Below are 23,814 nucleotides of genomic sequence, written 5' to 3'. Positions count from 1 at the left end.
TGGTCTTCGGCCAGATCAGCCCATCACAGAGGACGCATGCGAGCGGTCCCGTCACCCCAGAGAGACAGGAGACAGCGGCGATTCTGAAGGAACCGGCAGGAAGGCGCCAAAGGCAACCACCGGCGATGATCGCCCTAGCCGTGAACAGGCGGGCTCGCGCCCTTCCCCGCCGACCTGCCGCCACGGGGAAGTCGACGCATCAGATTGGATACGGCCGGGACGCCGGATCGGCACCTGCCGCCCAAGCGCTCGATCGGGAAGAGGGACAGGGCAGGAAGCGCGATCAGAGCGTGCCACTGATCCGCAGAACCCACGATCAAAGAGGCCGGAAAGAGGGAAAGACTGAGCCCTGTGCGCTCATGACGACCCTGGGGAAAAACGCCAACCAAAACGGCCGGTCGAACGGCCGGGGTGACCATTTCAAGCCACCTCATCCCACAGCCCGTCGGCGATCTCGCGCACAAGCATCGTTCGGGCTTTCAACAGCAGGTCCGCGCCACAGGTGTCTATGTGACCATAGAATCGGGCACGACAACCGTCAGCCAGCCAGTCTGCATAGAAGCAGTATTCCGGCCGATCGAGACGGAACACCCGCAAGTCGTCCGCCCAGTGGGGCTTCGGCTCTACGACGACGGAAATACCGCTTTTGGACTCGCGCCAGGGCAAGCACCGTTCTGTGGGCGGGTTACAGCGATCTTCGGTGAAGATCGCATCTATGTCGATCGAATGCGACATGGGGACGTGCTCCAAAAGAAAAGCCCGGTCACGAGGACCGGGCAGGCTGGACTGAGAGGGTAAAGGGCGGCCGGAGCCGCCCCGCGTGAAGGTCATTCGGCAGCGATGCTTTGCGTCGGCACCTGCTCCTCGTCTTCCAAAGGCTCATCGTCCTCGCCGTCGCCCGTGAGGAAGTCAGGCAAGGTTTCCGCTTCTGCGCTGCCCGCATCGGCCGCATCTGCGATGGCATCCTGATCGTCTATCCGCAGAGGCTCCGGCAGCCAGCCACTGCCTGCCAGCAGCCGTTCGGCTTCGGTCGCCATCTCGCCCTTCTTCAGATGGACGATCAGTTCCACCGCCTGCTCGCCAACACCTTCCCGCACGGCATCCAGGATATGCGCCTTGGTCACGCGGCCGAAGTAATTGGCGACCGTCGGCTTCCAGCCCGTCTCGACCAGATCGAGACCGGTCACGCGCGCGAGACGATCTGCCTCCTGCATGCGGCGATCCAGGCCATGCTGGCTGATGCCATTGCCGCTATAGGGGTTCGGACGCTCATAGAGCGCGTTGACCCCGAAGCTCAGGCAATGTGCCAGCAGAGCCTGTCGGCTGGCCTCGTCGAGAGCGTGCAGCCAGTCCCAGAGCCGGTCATCGCCGTCATCGAGCGGGATATCCGCTCGCCATGCCGCATGCCGCTCGTCGATGGCCTGCGCCGGGATCGAGTCGCCAAGATCCGGAGCCTGCACCGACAGATGCACTTCGTTGATACGGGCCTGCAGCGCATTGCCCGCACTGCGGATGCCAAAGCAGTCGAGCACCAAGCGGTGCAGCAGCGCCGTCATCGCGATGCGCGGGTTGTTGGCGACAGCATCGCGCAGCGCGAGGGTCCGGTGCGCGGTCAGTTCGATCACCAGGCGTTCCGGCAGCGGCTTGATCGCCTCTCCTTCGTCTTCCTCCTCTTCGGGCGAAGTCGCCGGCTCGCCCCCAAGCGTGATCACAGCACGCTGATGGCTGGTTTCATGCTCGGCGCGCTGCAGAACCTCGCCGGTCTCGGGATCGACGATCTCGGGCTCAGGTTCCAGCGGTGCTTCATCCTCGGCCCGGACATAACCACGCTCGATCAGCAGCGTGCCGTCGACATCGAGGCTGACAAAGACCCCTGCCCGCGCCATCTGCGCAGGTTCGTAGATCATCGACCGCATCTCGAAGGCGCCGAGGGTCTTCTCGATCTCGCCCAGCCGGGCATCGACCTCATCGGGGTATTCTTCCGCTTGCGAATACTCGGCCTCAAGCCGGTCGTATTCGTCTCGCAGCGCCTCGCGGGTGGCGCGCTCATCCTCGGTCAGATCGACCGTGGTGCCGATCAACTGCCGCATGCCATAGGCGTGGCTGTAGGGGAAGCTGACCGCGACCTCGATCCATTTCCAGCCCTCGGCGGCGATGATCTCGGCCTCGGCCTTCAGCTTCTCGTTCACCAGCCGGTCGAGCAGCACCGGATCCTGCAGCCAGCCGCCATCGTCCTGCTGGAAGAGGTCGCGCAGCACATAGCCGCCCGCCGCCTCATAGGCCTCGATGCCGACAAAGGTGACGCGCTTGTCGGAGGCCCGCACCGTGGTCTCGGTCAGCAGGCGGCGGATGTTGTAGGGTTCCTTCGACCAGCTGTCCTTCACCGCCTCCCAGACCTGAACCTGGCGCTCATGGTCCGAAGAGATGGTGAAGGCCATCAGCTGCTCCAGCGTCATGCCGTCCTCGGCATAGATCTCGAGCAGCGCGGGCGCGACCGAGACCAGCCGCAAGCGCTGTTTCACCACTTTGGCATCAACGAAGAAGGCGGCCGCAATGGCCTCCTCGGTCATGCCCTTCTCGCGCATGGCCTGGAAGGCGCGGAACTGGTCGACCGGATGCAGCGGTGCGCGCTCGATATTCTCGGCCAGCGACACCTCGTCGATCAGCACGTCGTCGGTTGCGTCGGACACGATGCAGGGGACCGGGGCGGTTTTGGCGAGGCGCTTCTGCTTCACCAGCACCTCCAGCGCCCGGAAGCGGCGACCGCCGGCGGGCACCTCGAACATGCCGGTCTCGGTACCATCCTCGCCCAGAACCGGGCGGACATGCAGCGACTGGATCAGTCCGCGACGGGCGATGGACTCGGCCAGTTCATCGACCGAAACGCCGGCCTTGACGCGCCGGACGTTGGACTGGCTCAGCACCAGCTTGTTGAAGGGGATGTCGCGCGAGGACGACAGGGTGATCTTCTGAACGGCAGTAGCCATGTCAGATACTCCGAGGACGGGCGCCGGGGAGACCCTCTCTCCGGCTACCAACCCGTCATGGAAAACCCCTCCCCACTCTCCCTCTCCTGACCGGCGGCAAGGAAACGGTCGAACGGCCAAAGGCCCAGCCCATCTCGGGCATTGATCTGGAACGGATTTCCTTGGCCAGGGGGCAAGCCTGTGCAACAATAACACGATCCCGCCATGCGCCAGATCTTCCCTGCCAGCCAAAAGGAATGATCATGTATCATCACATCCTGATTTCCACCGATGGATCGGAAACCGCCACCAAGGGCCTCGACCACGGCTTGACGCTGGCCAAGACCCTCGGCGCGAAGGTGACCATCGTCACCGTCACGGAAGCCTTCCCGATCTATGCAGCGGCCGCGGGCGGGGCATGGGTCGCACCCATCGAGGTCAGCGGCGGGTTCGAGGAAAGCCAGAAGGAACTGGCCGATGGCATCCTGAGAACTGCGAAGGAAGCTGCGGACAAGATCGGTGTAGTCGCCGAGGTTCTGCATATCCCCAATGCCCAACCTGCCGAGGCGATTGTCGAGACTGCGAAAGCGCGGGATTGTAGCCTGATCTGCATGTCCTCGCACGGCCGGCGTGGCCTTGGTCGTCTGTTGCTCGGCAGCCAGACCGCCGAAGTGCTGGCCCACAGCCCGGTGCCGGTGCTGGTCGTCCGCTGAGGGCGAGTTGATATGCCTGCGCTGCGAGATGACCTGATGCCCGACACGCCGCCATCCCCGGAGCCGTGCGTTGTCGGACGATGAACTGCCATCTTCATGGCTCGATCTTCTGCGCGACGCTGAGGGTCTGCCAGAAAATATCCCGTCCCTGATCGGTTCTGACGCGGATCCGGAGACAGAGCAGATCGCCGAGCGCCTGACGGATCGCGGGCTCTTCAGGGTCATAAGCGCAAAGCGTTACCAACTGACCGATGCGGGGCGCGAAGTTCTTGCCAGGTCGCCCCGGTCGAAGCTGCGCAATGCCAACGGCAAAAGCAGCTGGCTCGGCAGGATGCTGTCACGGCGTTAATGCCGTACGTGCAGGCAAGACGACATACCCCTGGGCGGCATCCCGCCCAAGGCCCACCGCAAATCCTTGCGAGCAGAAGACGCGCTCCCTACTTCCTGGTCGGGCGAAGATGCCAGCGACAACAAGAACATATGGGCATGCTGACAATGCGCTATCTGCTTGCATATTATTCCGGCACCACCAGCCAATGGCGGTGCCTCGACACCAATCTGCTGCCGCAGCAGATCGACAGAGCCGAAGATCTGGCGGCGGCGCTGGAAAACGCACCGATGATCGCGCTGTCCTGGATGTTGGAGCGCCGCCCATTCGGCAGCTATCAGGCGACCGTAGACGGTAAGAGCGATGAATGCGTGATGGTCTATGAACTGGAGCCAACGGCGGCTTCACCGCTCGGCAATGGCACGGACTATGTCGGCCCCTGGTTGGAAATGTTCATGCAGGCGAACGAGCCGATCGGAACAATCGCCCTCGCGGCAAGAAAGCCGATACCAGAAGAACCGGCTATCAGCGCACTCCGGCAACTGGCGAGCACCCCGCTGCAAGCCACAGATGAGGCATGCCAGCAGACCATGGACAGCATGCGTGATTACGCTTCGTCTGCGGCAGAGCACGCCGAAGCCCTGCCAGCAGCAGAGAAGCAGGAAACGGCTTGAACGTCCACGCTGCGTGAAATTCAAGATTCCGATCCTGTGCCAAAGCTGACATGGTCATCGGGATCCAACAGGAGAGCCTCTTATGACCACAATCAATGATATCGCCAGCAAGGTGGCGGAAGAGAATGGCCTGACCAAGGCTCAGGCCAAATCCGCCGTCGAGGCGGTCTTCAAAGCCGTGACCGACGCCGCCATTGCCGGCGAAGAAACCTCGATCCCGGGCTTCGGCAAGTTCAAGGTCAAGGAAACCACCGAACGCGAAGGCCGCAACCCGGCAACCGGCGCAACCGTGACCATCGCCGCCTCAAAGAAGCTGGCCTTTACGCCTGCCAAGGCCGTGAAAGACGCGCTGAAGGCGTGAGGCCACAGGCAGACCAGGCGCCTCTGCTGCATGGACAGGTTTCCCCTTGCAGCAGAGAGCTGTATCGCTCTCAGCCCTTCTCCTTGAGCCACTTCCGAATCGACCCGCGCATTGGCATAGGGAGAAGACGTATTGAACTGGATCATCCGGCCCTTCGTCCATTTCCCATACCAAGGACCGCCGTAGAGTTCGGCGTCGGACCGTGCGGAAATCGTGTCGACCAGCCGGATCTTGGCCTCAGTCAGGCGTGCCAACAGACTGACCCAATCCAAAGCCTCATGATCCCGGTAGAACTTCTGGGCCAGGAGACCGAGTTCATTCCATTTGAACCCGGCCTCGGGAAAATCGACCGGCTCACCCCGGTCGTCTCGATCCAGCCACTTCAGAACCAACTCATTCCACCCGATCAGATACGCAACCAAATCGGCAGCGCTCATCGTGGTCCTCGCCGCGTGACCCACGAGTGATGCTTCCCTTACACGGTCAGTGGGAACCCTCGCGAGATCGGCGGAGAGGCGATCATACGTCACTGAAATCGCCGCCAGCAACTCGGCTTTGGAATTGGGAACCGCCATCTAAATCTTGCCCGTCAAGAAACCGCAATTCTTCGCAGACTATCTGACTGACGCTTCAGGTGACATGTTGTAAGCCAAACCCGTCCTGTGGAGATCTTGCCGCCTGTCGCTCAGAGATCACCACGTGCGCGCAGGCTAACCTCCCGCCCTGCCCCGACGATGATATGGTCGTGCAAGGTTAGGCCGAGTGTTTTGCAGCCCTTCTGGATCTCCTTCGTCATCTTCAGGTCGGCGTCCGAAGGCTCGGGATCACCACTGGGGTGATTGTGGACCAGGATCAGCGCCGACGCGTTCATCAGCAGGGCACGCTTCAGAACCTCGCGCGGATGCACCGGCACATGATCGACCGTGCCCACGGAAGCCAGAACATCGGAGATCAGCCGGTTCTTCCGGTCCAGGTAGAGTACGTGAAAGCATTCTACCTCGCCGCGGACGGCCAGGGCACAGTAGTCCAGCACAGCCTGCCAGGAGGTCAGCATCGGGTTCTGGTTGAAATAGCGCGCAAGAATCTCACGCGCCTCAAGGATGACGGTTTGCTCCTGCTCAGTCATCGGCCCGCCCTCCGGCCCCGCCGGCAAGTGTTGCGCCCCCGTTGTCGTCATCATCTGACACGACGAATTGGAATTCTTGGGTGATGAAGTCGTTGAGCCGGATCGCCAGCTCCATATTCGTGGCAACCGGAAGGCCGAGCGCCATGAAGGCGGCATAGACAGCGGTATCCACTTTTTCGTCAAAGGTTTGCATCAGGGGTCTCCCGGAATGGGTAGCCCACTGCCCGCATCTATGACGCCGCGAGCGCTTGGGCCGGGAATGGGAAGGGACGCGGCAACCGAGGACAAGCAGCCGGGCTGCCGCGTGATGATGGGACGAATGGGTGCGCGACTGGTGTCAGCCCGCGCGCTCCAGCAGCTTCTTGGCCTTGCCCTCCAGCTCAAGCCGGGTGTCCTGTTGGGTCTTGTCCCGCGCGAGACGCGTGATCCCCTGAACAAAGTCGAAGATGCTCTCGGCCGGGTGCCCCTCCTCGACCAGGACCTTGTCGATAATCTTGCCCGCCTCGAGCTTCGAGAAGCCGCGCTTGCGCAGGAAGGTTTCCCGGTCCTCATCCGTCCGGGCCACGATCTGCTGACGGGCCGCCTTGATCCCGTTGATGAACCCCGAGGGCGAGGAATTGGCAAAGCGGGTCAGCGCCGGTGCCGCCTCATGCGCGAACCGCGAGGCAGCATATTTCGAATGGCGGATGGTGATCTCCTGGAATTCTTCCTGCCCCCAGATATTTCGGTTCTGGCACACGGCGCGCAGGTAGAAACTGGCAATCCCGAGGGTCTTGGCCCCGACCTCCGAGTTCCAGCAGTAGAAGCCGCGGAAGTAGAGATCCGGCGATCCATCCGGAAGCTTGCCCGCCTCGATCGGATTGTGGTCGTCCACGAGGAAGAGGAACACATCGCGGTCCGAGGCATAGAGCGTGGTCGTGTCGCGGGTGATGTCGACGTCCGGGTTATAGACCCCGGTCGACCAGTCGATCGTACCCGGCACCTTCCAGCGGGTATCACCGGTGCCGTTGCCCGCGATGCGCTGCACAGCCTCGACCAGCTCATGGTCATAGATCCGGCCATAATCCGGGCCGGTCACCGCGCGCAGCTCTGTCCTGCCGTCTTCGGTCTCGAAGGTCTTGATCTGCTCGGCGCGGTGACCCGAGAGGCCATACTGCAGATTGATCCCGGCCAGAGGTGCCGGCAGTTGGCGCAGATACGACGCCGGCGCACCAACCAGGCTGGCGAGTTGACCAAAGGCCCAATGGGTCGGTGCCAGCGGTGCATCCGCCTTCGGCAAGATCAGCTGCAGCCGTTCGGAATTGTCGCGACTGGCCTCGACATGGATCTTTGCCGTCTCGACGATCCGTGACGTGCTGCGCTCCGAGCGCGCCTTGACCGAGGCCCAGAGGTCATCGAGCGAGAGATAGCGCTCATCATCGGGCCGGTTGAACCATTCGGACGACACCCGGCCGTTGCGTGCTCCCCGGCTGACATCCACCTTGTAGCCGCCGCGCACCGGGCGCGCGGGTTCCAGAATCTGCATAGTGTTCATGACAGTCACTCCGCGACGGGCCGCCGGAGGCCTCTCCTCCAGCCCTGACCCGTCACGGGCAAACCAGCCGCTCTCTCACTCTGGATCCGACAGGACTGCCGTTACCAGTATCGGCCGCACAATCCTTCCCGGATCATCTGTGCGGCCACGTCGCGTCCATCGGGCAAAGTGCACCGCCCGATGCTGCGGTCGTAGCTGGTGCGACCGTTCAGGGCGCAGCTGAGGGACTGCGCAGCAACCAGATCCCGCATGCGCCTGGTAGCCGCATCGCCTCGCACTGTTCCGCGCTCGGCACAGTCCAACGACCCGAACCGAACCGGCGTGCCCGCCACTTCAATTGTGTCGCCATCGCGAATATGACTGACAGGCCCCTCAATCACACGACGGGCTGTCAATTCAGGCAGCGCGCCGAGATGCTCGGGAATGCGCTCCACCGCCATAAAACCAAGTAACAACGCACCGCCCATCACAGACAAAAACTGTAGAGGCCGGTTACGACTACCCGCTCGTTTCCGAGGCCAAGATGCCGATCGCAGCGCAGTGACGCGCGTGGAAGGCCTAGACTGTCTTCTTCTGCTCATGCGGCAGCATTAGAGCACGCAACCATGTCTGACTATGTCCCCGAATGGGAAATTGCCCATCACTGCACGCTGCCCTATCAATGTTAAAGAACAAAGGGGACCTTGATGACCGATATCAACCTCGACGCGCTTTCGCTGAGCGAACTGAAACAACTGGAAAAGTCAGTCGCCAAGGCGATCACCTCCTTTGAAGATCGCCGCAAAGCCGAGGCCCGCGCCAGGGTCGATGAGTTGGCCCGCGAACTCGGTTATTCGTTCGAGGAACTTGCCGATGCGGCAACCGCGCGCAAACGCTCTCCCTCGGTAGCGAAATATCGTCATCCAGAAAACCCGGAACTGACCTGGTCCGGGCGGGGACGCAAACCCGGCTGGATCGGTGACGCGCTGGCCTCCGGAAAATCGCTCGAAGATTTCGCTATCTGATCAACAGGGCGGGGAACGACAGGCCCTCGCTCGCATTGCGAGACGAGGAAGCCATGACCAACGACCTTGTGCGCAAGATTGCCTCTGTCATGTCCAAGGCGATGACGCTGATCTGTGTTCGGAATACGTGTCTTGAAACCCTGCATGCAGGCCCGGGAGTGGTCAGCCATACAGGGGACTATTCTGATGTGCTCGTGACGGACGCCAACGGCCGACAAATCCCATGGTCGGAGCTTTCCAGGATCAGCGATGACGAAATGCGCGACTTGATGCGCGAAATCGTCAATCGGCTCTACACATTCAAGTTGCGGGGCGGCGAACAAGAGTTTCGCGACTACCTGGACCGACAGCTCACCTCGACCCAAAACTGGGATGAACCCAGGCACGACTGGAACCTTGCAGGTCGAAAACTGCGCGAGGCGCTCGGGCCTGATGCGCCAGTTGCCCCCGCGACCGAAGACCCTGGCGCCTGACCAGAGCGCTATGGAACCGAGCAACGCAACATCTTGCTCCTAACCCCCTGAAACCGATACACTGCCCTTGGGGACGCCACGCGTCGTCCCTGGGGCGTGGAAACCTCTGAACCTGTCGGTATTGGCGTCGGCCGAAACGGCGCCGATTCCTTGACCATGCGGTCGGGGAGCCTGTGACGTATGTCCAGGCGCTCCGGTGCTAAAGGTCATAGGGACCGGACAGGTTCGGTTTTCCAACTCCCCGATCATGGGTCAGGAAGCGATTGCGGGGGCGTACCGCAGCATTCGCTTCTGTCTCGTATAGGGTGGGCCGAGTTGGACGGCGATCTGGATGGTTTTGACAGGCAACTCGGGGACAGGCTGAAGGCGCTGCGGACAAGACGCGGCCTGTCACTGGCAGATGTCGCCTCGGAAATCGGTATCAGCTATCAACAGCTCCAGAAACACGAAGCTGGCAGAAACAGCCTCACAATTCACCGACTGGTAAGGATCGCCAATGCGCTCGAAGTAGACCCGCAAACGATCTTGGAGGTGCTAACCTCGCCCGACGGCCAAGGAGAGCTATCAAGATTTGTGCCCCTGCAACGGCTCGGCGAGCGTCATAGACTTCTTAAGGCATATTTTGCGCTGCCAGAGGAAATCAGGTCGGCATTCCTGAACCTCATCGAGGGCACAGCGGCCACGAGCTGACACGGGCGGATTGGACGCAGCAGCCCATGCACGCCTTGGTTTGCTATGGTCAACGAGCCGACACAGCGGCTCATCACATGCCATCATGGTAGTTTTCCACTGCCACCTTGTCCTGAGAACGGCGGTGCGAAATTGGTCCACGGAAGCGGCGGCGTGATGCGGCTGCGGGCGGCGTAAAAGTCGTCCAGTTTTCCCTTTCTGCGGCAGCAGGGAGGGCGTGGGGATTTACAGCGTGGAGCTATATCTGAGAGTTCGTCAGGCTTGTGCGGAGGGCATGAGCCAGCGGGAAGCGGCGCGTGTATTCAACGTGTCGCGCGACACGGTTCGGAAGATGATGTCGTTTTCGGTTCCGCCTGGCTATCGGCGGACATCCGAGGTGCGGCGTCCGAAGCTGGATGCGTTCATTCCGATTATCGAGGGGTGGCTGGAGGCGGACCGGACCATGCCGCGCAAGCAGCGGCATACGGCGAAGCGGGTGTTTGACCGGCTTTGCGAGGAATGCGGCTTCACCGGCGGCTACACGATCATCAAAGACTACATACGGGAGCGGGAACGACGTGGTCAGGAGGTGTTTGTGCCGCTGTCGCATCCGCCGGGCCAGGCTCAGGCCGACTTCGGCGAGGCCCTGGTCAGGATCGGTGGTATTGAGCAGAAGGCGCACTTCTTCGTGCTGGACCTTCCGCACAGCGATGCCTGTTACGTCCGGGCTTATCCCGCAGCAGTGGCCGAGGCCTGGGTGGATGGCCATATCCATGCCTTCGCGTTCTTCGGCGCGGTTCCTCAGTCTGTGCTCTACGACAACGACCGATGCCTTGTGGCGAAGATCCTGCCGGATGGCACCAGAAAGCGCGCCTCGCTGTTCAGCGGGTTCTTGTCGCACTACCTGATCCGGGATCGCTATGGCCGGCCGGGCAAGGGCAACGACAAGGGAAATGTCGAAGGCCTGGTGGGCTATTCGCGGCGCAACTTCATGGTGCCGATGCCGGCATTTGACACTTGGGAGGCGTTCAACCTCTGGCTGGAAGAACAATGCCTCAAACGTCAGCGCGCCGTCCTGCGCGGCGAAAGCGAGACGATCGGTGAGAGATTGCAGCGTGACCTTGCTGCGATGCGCCCGCTCCCCGCAGCCCCGTTCGATGCCTGCGATCAGGACAACGGCCGGGTCTCGTCGCAATCGCTGGTGCGCTACAAGACCAACGACTACTCGGTGCCGGTTGCATACGGCCACCAGGATGTCTGGATCCGGGGCTATATCCATGAGGTGGTGATCGGCTGCGGGGGCGAGGTGATCGCCCGCCATCCCCGATGCTGGGATCGCGACGAACTGGTCTTCAACCCGATCCATTACCTCCCGCTGATCGAGCAGAAGATCAATGCGTTGGATCAAGCCGCCCCGTTACAGGGCTGGAACCTGCCGGAGGAGTTCGCCACCTTGCGCCGCCTGATGGAGGCGCGGATGAACCGACAGGGTCGGCGCGAATATGTTCAGGTCCTGCGGCTGTTGGAGGTCTTCGATCTGGCAGACGTGCGGGCGGCAGTGCTCCAGGCTCTTCGGATGGGGGCGCTCAGCTTCGACGCGGTGAAGCATCTTCTGCTATGCCGGGTGGAGCGCCGACCGCCGCGACTGGACCTCGACTTCTATCCCTACCTGCCGAAAACGACGGTCGAGAAGACCAGGGCCGGGTCTTACATGCGGCTGCTGTCGGGCGATGCCGAGGACGCGGCATGAGTGACGCCCCGGAAATCCTGCTCGCCCATCATCTCAAGGCGTTGAAGCTGCCGACGTTCCTGCGCGAGCATCAGAAGCTGGCCCGCCAATGCGCGACGGAAGGGCTGGACCATGTCCGATACCTGGCACGGCTGGTCGAACTCGAGCTGATCGACCGGGAACGGCGAATGGTCGAGCGGCGCATCAAGGCCGCGAAGTTCCCGGCCGTCAAAAGCCTGGACAGCTTTGACTTTGCGACTATCCCGAAGCTGAACAAGATGCAGGTGCTTGAACTGGCCCGGTGCGAATGGATCGAACGGCGCGAGAATGTCATTGTCCTCGGCCCGTCCGGCACCGGCAAGACCCATGTCGCCCTCGGCATCGGGCTGGCCGCTTGTCAGAAGGGCCTTTCGGTTGGCTTCACCACTGCCGCAGGGTTGGTCAGCGAGATGATGGAGGCCCGCGACGAGCGCCGTCTGCTGCGCTTCCAAAAGCAGATGGCCGGCTACAAGCTTCTCATCATCGACGAGCTCGGCTTTGTGCCCCTGTCGAAAACGGGTGCCGAGTTGCTGTTCGAGCTGATCTCGCAGCGCTATGAGCGCGGATCGACCCTCATCACAAGCAATCTGCCCTTCGATGAATGGACCGAAACATTCGGCTCGGAGCGCCTGACCGGCGCGCTTCTCGACCGGCTGACCCACCACGTCAGCATCCTCGAGATGAACGGCGAAAGCTACCGCCTCGCCAACAGCACTGCCCGCAAGCGGCGCTGATCAAGATCCAGACATCTTACAACTACTGGCCCTGACGGGCCAGTGCGCCATGGCACGCGCCAGCTATGTGCGAAGCGCGCGCGCCATGGCGCACATCCTCACCAAATGGCCTGGTTTTGCTCCGCCGCCGTGGCCGACTTTTGCGCCGCCGTTGACAGGCATTCGTTGCCGGTTGCATGGCTTCACGATCCACAAAGGCTTGCAGCGCGGTGTTGTCCCTGAGCTGGTGTATCCGCTTGCTCCGCAGGAAATTCTCCACTCATGGGTCGAGATCGAATTTCAAGGTGCCTGGATCAACCTTGAAGGCTTCATCCTGGATGACGCTTTCCTCGATGTCCTGCAAACGTCATTCTCGAACACAGAAAGTCTCTGCGGTTATGGCGCGGGCACGGATTGCCTTGGCGCGCCTCCCGTCGCCTGGAACGGAGAAGATACCTACATTCAGAAAACCGGCATTGTGCAAGATTTTGGCGTGTACGATACGCCGGACGCCTTCTATTTGTCCCATGAGCAATCCTTTGGGTGGCTGCGTGGTGCCCTTTACCGTCATATCATCCGCCACTGGATGAATGCGCGCGTACGTGGTTTCGGCAGCGGCCGCCTCAAGACTGACCGACGCGCGACACACGCGCATGAGGAGCCTGCCAATGCCGCATGATCATGGGCACGCGCATATCGAACCGGATTCTGGCGATCGGCGGGTTGCCATCGCGATCTGGGCGAACGGGCTTCTTACCGTTGCGAAGATCGTCGGGGGCTGTGATTTTCCGCGCAGAACTGATCCGGGGGGGGTGCCTCCTGCCACGGTGCCGATCTGAAAGGACAGCCTGACTGGAAAACGCCTCTACCGTCCGGGCGGCTGCCGGCTCCCCCGCACGATGCCAGCGGCCACACATGGCACCATGCCGATGATGTCCTGTTCCGCATCGTCAAGGACGGCACAGCCACTGTCGTGGGAGGTGGTTACGAAAGCGACATGCCTGGGTTCGGCGCTGTCATGTCGGATGCGGAGATCGAGGTCGTCCTACACTACATCAAGAGCACCTGGCCAGAGCGTGAACGCCGCTATCAGGCCGAAATGAGCGCGCGCGAGGCGACCGATCAATGAGTGGTTGGCTCGCCGGGGCCGGGTGTCTCAGGTGCATTTGCCGGGAGGGCCGCCTTGCCGCTCCTCAGGCTGACTCATAGCTGGAGAACACCTCAGTCAATCCGTCGCGCCGGATCAGAAGTACCTCATAGGCTTTACGTTTGCTCTCCGGACCCATGCCAGGGGAACCGTAGGGCATCCCGGGCACGGCCAGTCCGATCGCGTTCGGGCGTTCGGAGAGAAGGCGGCGAATGTCGGCGGCGGGGACATGGCCTTCAATCACATAGCCATCTGCCATTCCGGTGTGGCAGGAGATCATCCGCTGCGGCACGCCGACCTCGGACTTGTAGGTCATCAGCAGCGTTCCATAGCGTTCCTCGTCGGTCACCGAAAATCCCTCGTCCCGCAGATAGGTGATCCAGGCGTTGCAGCATTCGCAGCCGGTGCCCTTCACCACATGGATGGCGGCCTCCTGGGCGAGTCCGGGCCCAGCGACGATGGCTGCGAGTGCAAGCCCCGAGAGGATTGCCGTGCGGCGGGTAATGTTGGATCGGTGCGTCATGGTCGTTTTCCTCCTGATCTGGCGAAGCTTGATGCCGGCTATCGAATGCGCAACTGGTTGTTCCATCAGTCCAGCACCCTACGGATCTTGGGCAGGGCAAAGCGGCTATCGTCGTGATAGTCGATGATCCCGCCGAAGCGCCCGTCGGCGCGGAACAGGAACACGCCTGCGGTGTGGTTCATCGTGTAGTCGCCATCGCGCGGAGCCTTTTCGAACCGGGCGCGGAACCCAGCTGCAGCGCGTTCGACCTCGGTCAGCGTGCCGGTCAGGCCGGTAATCCGGGGATCGAAGTTCGACAAGTAATCGGCCAGCACTTCCGGCGTGTCGCGCTCAGGATCGACGCTGATCAGGACGGTGTTCAGTCGGTCGGCGTCGGGACCAAGGTCCTCCAGCCAGCCGGAGATATTGCTCAGCATCGTCGGGCAGACATCGGGGCACCAGGTGAAGCCGAAGAAGACCAGGGTCGGGCGACCGATCCAGTCGGCAGGTTGCACCGGCTCGCTGTGATGGTCGGTCAGTGTAAAAGACATCTCGTCAATGGGCAGGGGCAGCAGACCCGCACCCGGCTGTGCGCGTTCGCGGCTCTGCCACCAGCCGAGGCCGAGGGTAAAGGACAGTGCCCCTGCCGCCCCGCCAAGACCGAGGATTACTGCCCGGCGTGTTCGCAAGCCGGCCCCTCCGAACGCATGGACAGAACATCGACGTTGATCGTGGCCGCGTCCGCCTTCTCGAAGGTCAGGATAACGGGGAAACGGGCGCCCTCCTTCAACGCTGCCGAAAGGCCCATCAGCATCCCGTGATAGCCTCCGGGGGCCAATTCTACGGTCTTACCCGCCGGAACCGGGATCGACATGGCGTGGGGCATCGAAGCGATACCGTCCGTGACCACGGTTTCATGCAGCATGGACGCGCTTGCGGCTGGTGTCGCGATGCCGACAAGGGCATCGTCCGAACTGCCAGTGTTGGTGATCTCGACATAGAGAACCGCCGGCCGGTCCACGCCGATGGTGGCCTTCGACCAGGCATGTTCGACGATCAGGTCGCCGACGGTGACGGTTTCGCAGGCGAATGCCGCCGGAGCGATCAGGAGAAGGGCAATGGTCAGGAACTTCATGGTTCAGAATCTCGATTGAAGATCGGCAAGGATTTCGGCGGCAGGCGTGCCGTAGGTGAACTGGCGCAGCCATTCGCCCTCGGGCCCAATGAGGTAAAGCGCGGGACTGTGCGACATGGAATAACTATCAGGCGCGGCGGCATCGTCCTCGCGCGCGTAATGGATGCGGAAACTGTCCGCCGTGGCCCGGGTCTGATCCGCATCCCCCGCAAGGCCGAGGATGGAGGGATGGAAGGCAGCGGTGAATTCGGCAAGACCCAGCCTGCGGTCGCGCTCGGGGTCGATGGAGATGAAGAGCGGCTGCACTTGCGTGGCCTGATCGCCCAGATCATCCATGACCTGCGCGACATCGGCCAGTGTCGTGGGGCAAACATCGGGGCAACTCGTGAACCCGAAGAAGACCAGAATGTGTTTGCCCGCGAATTCCGCCTGGGTGCGCAGGCGCCCCTCGGCATCGGGAAGTGCGAAGGTCGGACGGAATGAGGCCTCGGCCACTGGCGCGGGCGTACGCCCTGCAAGAAGAAACATCGTCGCATAGGCCAGCATGGCAATACCCGCCGCCGCCCAGAGGATTTTTTGCAGCCGCGTCAATCGCATCCGATCCGTCACTCCCGTTGTTGCATGCCTTCTAGAGCCTCTAGTGACTTCAGCTTCAAGGGCGAACGCCTACCGTCACGCGATGGTGAGCGGTAGGACGCGCAGAACGGTGCGCAGAAGGCTCATGTTCACAGCGATGATCGTGACCGCGACAGGCGCGCTGATTGCCACCAGAAACCGCCGGTTCGCCGGATCTCGCGCCGCAGGTCGACAAGGGGATGAGCTGAGTCAAACCTTGATCAGCGCCGCGGTCGCATACATGAAAGCGATCCCGCCAAGGAATCCGCCAAGAACAGCGGGCGAAAGCAGCACCGTCTGCCGGTCGCTGTTCTGGCGCATCAGGTAGGCACCGACCTCGACCATGACCTGTAGGATGGCGCCAGCGCCGACCGCCAGCGCCAGGGCCGACCATTGCGGCGCAAAGGCGAGACTGCCTGCCCACATTCCCAGCACCGCCGGACCACCGGCCAGCAGCGTCAGCGCGGCGAAGGTCCAGAGCGGCGGGCGGATGCGCAGGATCGGCGCGGCGATGCCGATGCCTTCGGTGACGTTGTGCAGAGCGAAGCCGAGAACGAGGAAGGTGCCCAGCCCTGCCGATCCGGCGGCAAAGGCCCCGCCGATCGCCAGCCCTTCGCCGAAATTGTGCAATCCGATGCCGAAGGCGATGTAGAAAGCGAGGGCCAGCCCCTCCGGCTGGCCGCGCCAGCGACCGATCGCCATCAGCAGAAGGAAGCTGGCCAGCGCCGACAGCCAGACCATCGCGGAGCCCTGAAACAGCGCGGCTGCCTCGGCCGAAAGCTCTATCGCCTCGGCCATCATGTCGAGAAGCAGGAAGGCCAGCATGCCCACCGTCAGCGCGAGGACGAGATTCATGCCCGTGCGGCCAAAGCCGCGCATGGCGGGATAGAACATCAGGCCGAGCGCCACCGGCAGCAGGCCGACGATCGCGCCAATCAGCGCCTGCATTCGGAACTGCCCGGCAGTGGCCTGCGGGGTCGGCACGGCGACGGCGATCTCATGCTCGAACACCGTGCCGGTGTTGGAGAGCAGCGCCACATTATGCGCCTCGCCCAGCACCCAAGGGTAAGGGATGCGAACCCAGACGGCGGTTCCGCGCGCAATGGTCCCGGGCGGTTCCTGCGTGAAGGTCCAATAGGCGTCATCGACGGCGATCTGGGCGATCTGCATCGACTCCGAACCGCCTGCCCGAACCAATAGCTGGATGCCGGTCTGGTCGAGCACGGTCCGCTCGACCGTCAGCGCCTCGACCGGCGGGGCGCCGTTGTTGAAGCTGCGCAAGGGATCGAGCGAGGCGATCCAGACGAAGGACCCAAGGATGGCCGCCAGCGGCAGCAGCAGCAGCAAGAACCGGATCGCGGTGGGTCGGGTGGGTTGGATTTGCTGGCTCATGCCGCTGGCCCCCGGACATCGAACATGCCGACCCAGCCGAGTTCGGTGAACTCCGACTGATGTGCATGGAACATGTACATTCCATCTTCGTGCTCGGCGAAGCTGAACTCGAGGATGCCCCGCTGCGCCTGGCACTGCATGATCAGATCGACGGTGCGCAACGTGGGCGTCAGCGTGGTGCCGGTGTCGAAATAGTTGAAGAAATTCGCGTGCAGGTGGAACGAGTTGATCGGATCGAATTCGGTCACGTTCACCAGGTAGATGCGGACGGGGCGCGACTTGTCGATGCGGATCGGCACGTTCATGTAGGCTTGGCCCACGGTGTTGACGGCATAGACTTCGTTGCCGCCATCGAAATTGGTGTCGAAGGCATTCATCACCATCGCGAGTTCCTGCCATTCGGCATTCTCGGGGCTGCCGAGCAGGCGCGATGCCGCGACGGCCGCATGCTCGGGATGCCGGGCGGGATCGGGGTCGATCACGAACAGACCATACATGCCCTTGTGCATGTGCCGCTTCAGCGGCAAAGCGTGGCAGTGATAAAGGTGACAGCCGAAGGGTTTGGCGTCGAATTCGTAGACGAATTCTTCGCCGGGACCGATCAACCCGGCGCCCGGAACGCCGTCCATTCGCGCCGAGTGGATGCCGTGGAAATGCATTGAATGCGGGTGCGACCCGCCGTTACGAAAGACGATCCGCAGCCGCTCGCCCTCCTTCGCCCTCAGAGCCGGACCTGGAACGCGACCATTGAAGGTCCAGGCAGGAAAGAAGATGCCGGGCGCAATCTCGATTTCCCTGTCGAAGGCGTCGATTTCGAACGTGCGCAGCGTTCGGCCATCGGGCAGGAGTTCGGCCCGTCCGGTCTCCCATTCCGTCAGCATGGCAGTCGGGTCGAAGCCGTTGCGGACATGATCCACCAAACCAACCGTTGTCATGTTGCCATGCGCCATCCCCGGCATGGGCGCCGCATAGGGATCGATCGGCATTGTGGACATGTCGTGACCGGCCATGGGATCGGGGCCGGTCTGCGACCGCGCACCGCTCGCCGCCATGGCCGCGCCGCTGGCGGCGACAAGCCCGCCAACCAGCAGCGCCCGGCGCGAGGGGTCGACCAGGGTCATGTTGTCGGCAGGCATGGATCAGGCTTTCCTCGTTGGCGCGTGCGCAAAAAGGCTCGGCGCTAAAAGTTAGGCACGGCTAACAATCTGCTCTGTGGCTTTACCTGTCAATCCGGTTCGTGCGAGACTGGGCGGATGATGCAAGACGATATTCAGCCCGCTTTGCCCGCCGCCAGTGACGAACGCACTCCAGATCCCCGTGCGGAGGCGTTTCAAGGCGCACGCGAGGCGCGGCGCAACGAGGTGGCCGAAGATTATGTCGAACTGATCGCGGAACTGATCGACGCGCAGGGCGAAGCGCGGCCCGTCGACATTGCGGCGAAGCTGGGGGTCCGCGTGCCGACGGTCACGAAAACGCTGGATCGTCTGGCCCGCGAAGGGCTGATCACCCGCGCGAAATACCGCTCGGTCTTTCTGACCGATGCAGGCAGGGCGCTGGCTGATGAATGCCAGCGCCGCCACGAGATCGTCCTGCGGTTCCTGCTCCGGCTCGGACTGGATGCCGAGACGGCGGAACGCGATGCCGAAGGGATCGAGCACCATGTGAGCGAGCGGACGCTTGCCCTGTTCGCCGAGTTCGCCGACCGTGCCTGAACGGCTGGTCAGGAGTTCTCGACGGCGAACCGGACATCGGCGATCAGGCTTTCCGCGCTGAAGTTTTCAAGACGCTTGCCATTCAGGAAGAACGTTGGCGTCTGGCGAATACCCACGGCTTCGACATCGGCGGCGTCCTGGTTGAGCGTGCCGGTGATGCCCGGAAACAGCTTGTCGCTTTTGGCCTTGGCGAGATCGAGCCCCGCCGCGCCGGCGATTTCCCAAGCCAGGTCCATCCGCGGCGCTCCATGAACGGCCCAGCCCGGCTGTTGTTCGAAAAGTGCATCGAGCACAGACTCGAACTGGTCCTGCATCCGCGCGGTCTCGAGGATGCGCACCGCTTCGTCCGACCCTTCGTGAAACACCGTATAGCGCAGCACCACGCGGACCTGCGTCGGGAACTGGCGGAGGATTTCCTGAACCACCGAGTGATAGGCCCGGCAGGCCTCGCAGGAGGGATCGAAGAATTCGACCAGCGTGACCGGGGCATCCTCGGGGCCGAAGCTGGGCGAATGGGCGCGGATCAGAAGCGACGGTTCCACGGTCGGGGCGGTTGCCGCGGCGGCGGCGGCCTCAGCCTGACGGCGACGAGTCAGAACGACAGCACCGCCAGCGAAGGCGGTAAGGCCGAGCCCGGAAGCTCCGATCAGGAGGGTGCGGCGGTTCATATGCGTTTTCCTTTGGGCAAGATGAGACAGGCGAGGATGGCGGCAAATGCCGCCAGCGACAGGTAGGGAATGGGCAGACCAAGAATAATCTGCGCCGGGCCCGAGCAGGACGGGCCGTTCTCCGTGCAGGGAACAATCGGTGCAGGCAGAAACCCAGCGTAAAGTCCGGAGTGCCAGACGGCCAGCGCCAGGCCCGCCAGCGCCAGCGGCAAGCCATAAAGCCTCGCCATGCCATCCCCGCGCCAGAGCGACAGTCCGAGGATCGGCACCAGCGGGAACATGGCGATGCGCTGATACCAGCAGAGCGTGCAGGGCATCTGTCCCAGCACCTCGCCGATGAAAAGTGCGCCAAGCGTTCCCGCCAGCGCGATCAGGAACGCGGCCATGAGGGGCAGATCGTCGCGCGACAGGGCCTGAGTGTCAGGGTTGGTCAAGAGCAGGTTCCTTGCGACGGCGTGAGCGGAGAGAGGTGATGAGGATGCACACCGCGCCAAGCGTGATGGCAATATCCGCGACGTTGAACGTGGGCCAGTGCGAGCCACGCCAGTAAAGATCCAGAAAATCGGTCACGGCACCCTGCCGCAGCCGGTCGATGATATTGCCAACCGCACCGCCAACGATCAGTGCAAGACCGGCCCGCTCGAACGGGTGCCGCGCGCGGAACGCCATGACGGCGAAGATCATGGTAAGCGCCCCGGTCAGCGCCGCCATCAGCAGCGGCTTGCCCGCCATCACGCCCGACAGCATGCCGAAGCTCGATCCCTCGTTGAAGCCGAGCGTCAGGTTGAAGCCAGGAAGAACGGGAACCGTCTCGCCGCGAGAGAGCCACGCCAGCGCCGCTGCCTTCGTCAGCTGATCGGCCAGCACAGTGACGCCGAACAGGACAACGATCAGCCGGGCGCTCATTTGGCGCTCCTGCGGCGCAGGCCAATCCAGCGCGGGACCGAAGCCGCGTAGCGGTCATACTCCGCGCCGAGGGACTGGCGCAGGACAGCTTCCTCGGAGCGGATCTGCAAGGAGGCCGACCCGAGGAAGATTAGCGGCACAAGGATCGTCGGGAGCGAGGGGATCGCGAAGCCGACGCCCGCAAGCAGCGCGAACTGCCCTAGGAAGGTCGGATTGCGGCTGAACCGGTAGAGTCCGCCCGAGACGAGATCGCCCGTCGCACCGGTCGCCACCCCGACGCGCCACGATGTACCCATCGACATCTGTGCGGCAAAGGCCACCATCGCGCCGACCCCGGCCAGGAACACGCCGACCACACCAAGCACTGCTGTCTTGCCTTCGGTCCAGAGCGGGTCGACCTTATGCAGGATCGGCCAGGCCAGCCAGAAGAGTGGCCCGAAGAAGGCGAGGACGAAGGCCGCACGAAAGCCGAAGGCCGCCCAGCCGTCGCGCCCGGACGCCCGCCCGAAAAGCCAGACAGTGCGGCCAGCTGTGTCTGCAGCGATGGCGCTACCCCAGAAGAACAGCGCCAGATAGCCGAAGAGCAGGATCAGGACGGCCCAGCCGAAACCGGAAATCATGAACTTATACCTCGCGCTCGGGGTTGAAGCGCAGGAGCCGCAGCGCGTTCAGCGTGACCAGGACCGTGGCCCCGGTATCGGCCATGATCGCGATCCACAGCCCGGTGATGCCGAGGATGGTCGTCACCAGAAACACCGCCTTCAGACCAAGCGCGATCGCGACGTTCTGGCGGACGTTGGCCATTGCCCCGCGGGCGAGCCGGACCATCGCCGGGATATCTGTCACCTTGTCGCGCAGGATCGCCGCATCGGCGGTTTCCAGCGCCACGTCGGTCCCTGACCCCATGGCCACGCCGACATTCGCCTGCTTCAGGGCGGGGGCGTCGTTGATCCCGTCGCCGATCATCATCACGCCGCCGTGCTCGCTCATGTCGCGGATCGCCGCGAGCTTGTCCTCGGGCATCATGTCGGCTTGGAACTCCATGCCGAGGCCCCCGGCAATAGCAGTCGCCGTGCGCGGATTGTCTCCGGTCAGGATGACCGAGGTGACCCCCATGTCCGCGAGCTGCCGGACCGCCTCGGCGGCGTCCTTGCGGGGTTCGTCGCGCATGGCGATCAGGCCAAGCGGAACCTTCTCACGGAACACTGCAACGGCGGTCTTGCCCTCTTCCTCGAAGGCAGCGGCCTGACGCAGGCCGGGCGCGTCGAGGCCGCCGTGCTCGTTCGCGTAGCGGGGAGAGGCCACCCATGCGGCTGCGTCCCCGACGGTCGCAATCACGCCCTTGCCCATCAGCGCCCTGGCATCGCGCGACGGCAGGGCTGCAACACCCGCTTGCGTGGCCCGGTCCAGGATGGCGACGGCCAGCGGATGGCTCGACCCGGTCTCGACGCCAGCAGCCACGGCCAGAAGCTCGGCCTCGGTGGTGGCGCCAAAGGGCACGACATCGGTCACCATCGGCCGCCCGCGGGTCAATGTGCCGGTCTTGTCGAAAGCGACGCGGCTGACATTCGCGGCCGCCTCGATCACCGCACCGCCCTTCATCAGCAGGCCGTGACGCGCCCCGGTGGACAGCGCCGAGGCAATCGAGGCCGGCACCGAGATCACCAGCGCGCAGGGGCAGCCGATCAGCAGAAGCGCCAGCCCGCGATAGATCCAGGTGTCCCAGGGCTGGGCGAAGGCCAGCGGCGGCACCAGCACGACCAGCGCCGCCACCGCGACGATGGCGGGCATGTACCAACGGCTGAAGCGGTCGATGAAGCGCTCGGTCGGCGCGCGCGCCTCCTCGGCCTCTTCGACCAGACGGATGATGCGGGCGATGGTGTTGTCCTCGGCCGCCTTGGTGACCGTCACGCGCAGCGCGGCCTCGGTGTTGATCGACCCGGCAAAGACCGGATCGCCCGGCCCCTTCGTAACCGGAACACTTTCGCCAGTGACCGGGCTGTCATCGATACCCGAAGTGCCTTCGGTGATCTCGCCATCCGCCGGGATGCGGTCGCCGGGCCGGACAAGCACCCTCTGCCCGATCTGCAGGCTGGCGGCCGGAACCTCCTGCGTGGAGCCATTCAGTTCGAGAAGTGCGGTCTTCGGCACCAGATTTGCCAGCGCCCGGATGCCGTCCCGGGCCTTGCCTGCGGCGACGCCTTCCAGAACTTCGCCCACCGCGAACAGGAACACGACCAGGGCCGCCTCCTCGGCCGCGTCGATGAAAAGGGCGCCGATGGCAGCCACGGTCATCAGGCTTTCGATGGTGAAGGGTTGACCCAGCCGCAGGGCAGCAAAGGCGCGTTGCGCCACTGGTGCCACGCCGATCAGGCAGGCGGCGACAAAGGCCCATTTGCCGAATTGAGGTGCCAGCAACTCGATGCCCCAGGCCACTCCCAGAAGAATGGCGGTAAAGATGACGAGCTTGCCCTTGCCGGTCTGATACCAGTTCTTGCCGCGGTCTGCCGGGTCGTCGTGGACATGGCCGGGGCTGCCGTGGCCGCTTTCGTCGCGCATCGCGGCTGCGTCGACCTTCGGGCCGCCGGGCATCACGAACTCGTTCGTCGCCCCCGCGGCGCGTGGCGCGATGCCATAACCGAGGGCACGGACCGTCTTTTCAACCTTGTCGCGGCCGGTCCGTGCCTCGTCCAACGTCAGGCGCAGACGTTCGGACATGATGCTGACCTCCACGCCGCTGACACCGGGCAGGCGCCCAACCGCATTCTTGATCTTGGTCGCGCAGGATCCGCAATCCATGCCCGAAACGGTCCAGTCGCAGGCCGCCCCATTTTCCAAATCGGTTCTCGCCATCATCTTTCCTCCGCCCCAATCGGGCAGTTGCCTTCATCGAATCGGGAACTTAATGTCTCTAGCAACTGTAGGTTCAAGAGGGAATCTGATGCTCACCATCGGAAAATTGGGTGAGGCGGCCGGGGTGAAGGTGCCGACGATCCGCTATTACGAGCAAATCGGCATCCTGCCGGAGCCGGAGCGTAGCGCCGGGAACCAGCGGCTCTATGGACAGCCAACGCTGGATCGGCTGGCGTTCATCCGCCACGCGCGCGAACTTGGGTTTCCGCTGGACGCCATCCGCGACCTTCTGAGCCTCTCCGACCAGCCCGACCAATCCTGCGCAGCCGCCGACATCATTGCGAAGGAGCAACTCGCTGCGGTGAAGGCGCGCATCGCGCAACTGACGGCGCTGAAAGCAGAGCTGGAGCGGATGATCAGGCAATGCGCCCAGGGGACCATCGCCGACTGCCGCGTGATCGAGTCGCTGAGCGATCATTCCCACTGCGCACATAACCACGACGAGACGTCGGAGGTTTCCGAATTACGGCGCTGTTGACCTTGACGATGTCGCTG

28 protein-coding genes and 3 pseudogenes are annotated in these 23,814 nt (G+C 63.2%); 14 read left to right on the top strand and 17 right to left on the bottom strand.

Going from position 1 to position 23,814, the window contains the following annotated elements:
• Positions 1-420: 420 nt before the first annotated feature.
• Together RTS12_RS01285 and RTS12_RS01280 are read right to left on the bottom strand one after the other, a co-directional pair.
• Positions 421-735: a hypothetical protein gene (locus RTS12_RS01285; RefSeq protein WP_155046325.1), complete on the bottom strand. Its 315-nt coding sequence runs from the start codon at positions 733-735 to the stop codon at positions 421-423.
• Positions 736-827: 92 nt separating this feature from the next.
• Positions 828-2,987: a ParB N-terminal domain-containing protein gene (locus RTS12_RS01280; RefSeq protein ID WP_312524751.1), complete on the bottom strand. Its 2,160-nt coding sequence runs from the start codon at positions 2,985-2,987 to the stop codon at positions 828-830.
• 242 nt (positions 2,988-3,229) lie between these two features.
• Between RTS12_RS01280 and RTS12_RS01275 the strand changes: the two genes are divergently transcribed.
• From RTS12_RS01275 to RTS12_RS01260, 4 genes are all read left to right on the top strand, one after another.
• Positions 3,230-3,679 carry a universal stress protein gene (locus RTS12_RS01275; RefSeq protein ID WP_155046323.1) on the top strand — a complete coding sequence of 150 codons (450 nt, stop codon included), beginning with the start codon at positions 3,230-3,232 and terminating at the stop codon, positions 3,677-3,679.
• 70 nt (positions 3,680-3,749) lie between these two features.
• On the top strand, positions 3,750-4,028 hold the full coding sequence (locus tag RTS12_RS01270) for a hypothetical protein (RefSeq protein ID WP_312524750.1): 279 nt from the start codon (positions 3,750-3,752) through the stop codon (positions 4,026-4,028).
• A gap of 137 nt (positions 4,029-4,165) precedes the next feature.
• Positions 4,166-4,681, top strand: a complete 516-nt coding sequence (locus tag RTS12_RS01265; RefSeq protein WP_312524749.1) for a hypothetical protein — start codon at positions 4,166-4,168, stop codon at positions 4,679-4,681.
• An 82-nt stretch (positions 4,682-4,763) separates the two neighbouring features.
• The gene (locus RTS12_RS01260) at positions 4,764-5,042 is read left to right on the top strand and encodes an HU family DNA-binding protein (protein ID WP_312524748.1); all 279 of its coding nucleotides are present in this window, start codon (positions 4,764-4,766) and stop codon (positions 5,040-5,042) included.
• Between the two features lie 164 nt (positions 5,043-5,206).
• Here the strand turns inward: RTS12_RS01260 and RTS12_RS01255 are convergent.
• From RTS12_RS01255 to RTS12_RS01240, 4 genes and pseudogenes are all read right to left on the bottom strand, one after another.
• Positions 5,207-5,617 (bottom strand): annotated as a pseudogene (locus RTS12_RS01255) (ClbS/DfsB family four-helix bundle protein); the annotation flags it as partial.
• Positions 5,618-5,727: 110 nt separating this feature from the next.
• Positions 5,728-6,168, bottom strand: a complete 441-nt coding sequence (locus tag RTS12_RS01250; protein WP_312524747.1) for a RadC family protein — start codon at positions 6,166-6,168, stop codon at positions 5,728-5,730.
• Positions 6,161-6,361: a hypothetical protein gene (locus RTS12_RS01245; RefSeq protein WP_155046374.1), complete on the bottom strand. Its 201-nt coding sequence runs from the start codon at positions 6,359-6,361 to the stop codon at positions 6,161-6,163. Before RTS12_RS01245 ends, RTS12_RS01250 begins: the two co-directional genes overlap by 8 nt.
• A 144-nt stretch (positions 6,362-6,505) precedes the next feature.
• Positions 6,506-7,702 (bottom strand): DUF932 domain-containing protein, encoded by a 1,197-nt coding sequence (locus RTS12_RS01240; protein WP_312524746.1) that lies wholly within the window; start codon positions 7,700-7,702, stop codon positions 6,506-6,508.
• Positions 7,703-8,388: 686 nt separating this feature from the next.
• Between RTS12_RS01240 and RTS12_RS01235 the strand changes: the two genes are divergently transcribed.
• From RTS12_RS01235 to RTS12_RS01200, 8 genes and pseudogenes are all read left to right on the top strand, one after another.
• Positions 8,389-8,706 (top strand): H-NS family nucleoid-associated regulatory protein, encoded by a 318-nt coding sequence (locus RTS12_RS01235; protein WP_088234175.1) that lies wholly within the window; start codon positions 8,389-8,391, stop codon positions 8,704-8,706.
• Positions 8,707-8,759: 53 nt separating this feature from the next.
• Entirely contained in the window at positions 8,760-9,179 is a 420-nt protein-coding gene (locus tag RTS12_RS01230) for a hypothetical protein (protein ID WP_088234174.1), read from the top strand.
• 315 nt (positions 9,180-9,494) lie between these two features.
• Entirely contained in the window at positions 9,495-9,869 is a 375-nt protein-coding gene (locus RTS12_RS01225) for a helix-turn-helix domain-containing protein (RefSeq protein WP_179285872.1), read from the top strand.
• A 274-nt stretch (positions 9,870-10,143) separates the two neighbouring features.
• Positions 10,144-11,598, top strand: coding sequence for an IS21 family transposase (gene istA / locus RTS12_RS01220; protein WP_312524745.1), 1,455 nt, complete (start codon positions 10,144-10,146; stop codon positions 11,596-11,598).
• The gene (gene istB / locus RTS12_RS01215; protein ID WP_312524744.1) at positions 11,595-12,350 is read left to right on the top strand and encodes an IS21-like element ISPve1 family helper ATPase IstB; all 756 of its coding nucleotides are present in this window, start codon (positions 11,595-11,597) and stop codon (positions 12,348-12,350) included. The genes istA and istB overlap by 4 nt, the downstream gene beginning before the upstream one ends.
• A 49-nt stretch (positions 12,351-12,399) precedes the next feature.
• Positions 12,400-13,008: a hypothetical protein gene (locus RTS12_RS01210; protein ID WP_312524743.1), complete on the top strand. Its 609-nt coding sequence runs from the start codon at positions 12,400-12,402 to the stop codon at positions 13,006-13,008.
• Positions 12,998-13,108, top strand: a pseudogene (locus RTS12_RS01205) (cation transporter); the annotation flags it as partial. The gene RTS12_RS01210 and the pseudogene RTS12_RS01205, both read left to right, overlap by 11 nt.
• 35 nt (positions 13,109-13,143) lie before the next feature.
• Positions 13,144-13,458, top strand: a pseudogene (locus RTS12_RS01200) (c-type cytochrome); the annotation flags it as partial.
• 64 nt (positions 13,459-13,522) lie between these two features.
• On the opposite strand, the gene RTS12_RS01195 reads toward RTS12_RS01200, so the two are convergent.
• From RTS12_RS01195 to RTS12_RS01170, 6 genes are all read right to left on the bottom strand, one after another.
• Positions 13,523-13,999 (bottom strand): DUF411 domain-containing protein, encoded by a 477-nt coding sequence (locus tag RTS12_RS01195; RefSeq protein WP_088234171.1) that lies wholly within the window; start codon positions 13,997-13,999, stop codon positions 13,523-13,525.
• Between the two features lie 65 nt (positions 14,000-14,064).
• Positions 14,065-14,667, bottom strand: coding sequence for an SCO family protein (locus tag RTS12_RS01190; protein WP_088234170.1), 603 nt, complete (start codon positions 14,665-14,667; stop codon positions 14,065-14,067).
• On the bottom strand, positions 14,646-15,113 hold the full coding sequence (locus tag RTS12_RS01185) for a copper chaperone PCu(A)C (protein ID WP_312524741.1): 468 nt from the start codon (positions 15,111-15,113) through the stop codon (positions 14,646-14,648). Before RTS12_RS01185 ends, RTS12_RS01190 begins: the two co-directional genes overlap by 22 nt.
• Positions 15,114-15,116: 3 nt before the next feature.
• Entirely contained in the window at positions 15,117-15,710 is a 594-nt protein-coding gene (locus tag RTS12_RS01180) for an SCO family protein (protein WP_088234168.1), read from the bottom strand.
• A 228-nt stretch (positions 15,711-15,938) separates the two neighbouring features.
• A complete protein-coding gene (locus RTS12_RS01175) occupies positions 15,939-17,120 on the bottom strand; it encodes a metal transporter (RefSeq protein WP_088234167.1) in 1,182 nt (393 codons plus the stop codon).
• Positions 17,117-18,256, bottom strand: a complete 1,140-nt coding sequence (locus RTS12_RS01170) for a multicopper oxidase domain-containing protein (RefSeq protein ID WP_244901214.1) — start codon at positions 18,254-18,256, stop codon at positions 17,117-17,119. The genes RTS12_RS01175 and RTS12_RS01170 overlap by 4 nt, the downstream gene beginning before the upstream one ends.
• A 117-nt stretch (positions 18,257-18,373) precedes the next feature.
• On the opposite strand from RTS12_RS01170, the gene mntR reads away from it, so the two are divergent.
• Positions 18,374-18,832, top strand: a complete 459-nt coding sequence (gene mntR / locus RTS12_RS01165; RefSeq protein ID WP_088234166.1) for a manganese-binding transcriptional regulator MntR — start codon at positions 18,374-18,376, stop codon at positions 18,830-18,832.
• A gap of 8 nt (positions 18,833-18,840) precedes the next feature.
• On the opposite strand, the gene RTS12_RS01160 is transcribed toward mntR, so the two are convergent.
• From RTS12_RS01160 to RTS12_RS01140, 5 genes are read right to left on the bottom strand one after another with little or no spacing between them, the layout of a single operon-like run.
• Positions 18,841-19,500, bottom strand: a complete 660-nt coding sequence (locus RTS12_RS01160; protein WP_088234165.1) for a DsbA family protein — start codon at positions 19,498-19,500, stop codon at positions 18,841-18,843.
• Positions 19,497-19,886: a disulfide bond formation protein B gene (locus tag RTS12_RS01155; RefSeq protein ID WP_088234181.1), complete on the bottom strand. Its 390-nt coding sequence runs from the start codon at positions 19,884-19,886 to the stop codon at positions 19,497-19,499. Before RTS12_RS01155 ends, RTS12_RS01160 begins: the two co-directional genes overlap by 4 nt.
• 34 nt (positions 19,887-19,920) lie before the next feature.
• Positions 19,921-20,406: a signal peptidase II gene (lspA, locus tag RTS12_RS01150; protein ID WP_088234164.1), complete on the bottom strand. Its 486-nt coding sequence runs from the start codon at positions 20,404-20,406 to the stop codon at positions 19,921-19,923.
• The gene (locus RTS12_RS01145) at positions 20,403-21,026 is read right to left on the bottom strand and encodes a methyltransferase family protein (RefSeq protein ID WP_088234163.1); all 624 of its coding nucleotides are present in this window, start codon (positions 21,024-21,026) and stop codon (positions 20,403-20,405) included. Before RTS12_RS01145 ends, lspA begins: the two co-directional genes overlap by 4 nt.
• Positions 21,027-21,030: 4 nt before the next feature.
• Positions 21,031-23,262, bottom strand: coding sequence for a heavy metal translocating P-type ATPase (locus tag RTS12_RS01140; RefSeq protein WP_312524740.1), 2,232 nt, complete (start codon positions 23,260-23,262; stop codon positions 21,031-21,033).
• An 85-nt stretch (positions 23,263-23,347) separates the two neighbouring features.
• Here RTS12_RS01140 and RTS12_RS01135 point away from each other — a divergent pair, with 85 nt between their 5' ends.
• The gene (locus tag RTS12_RS01135; protein ID WP_088234161.1) at positions 23,348-23,797 is read left to right on the top strand and encodes a MerR family transcriptional regulator; all 450 of its coding nucleotides are present in this window, start codon (positions 23,348-23,350) and stop codon (positions 23,795-23,797) included.
• Positions 23,798-23,814 lie beyond the last annotated feature (17 nt).

This window comes from Paracoccus sp. (in: a-proteobacteria) (genome assembly GCF_032007265.1).
GTDB lineage: Bacteria > Pseudomonadota > Alphaproteobacteria > Rhodobacterales > Rhodobacteraceae > Paracoccus.
The sequence above is the reverse complement of the archived record's forward strand: the minus strand, read 5'-3'. Positions and strand labels throughout refer to the sequence as shown.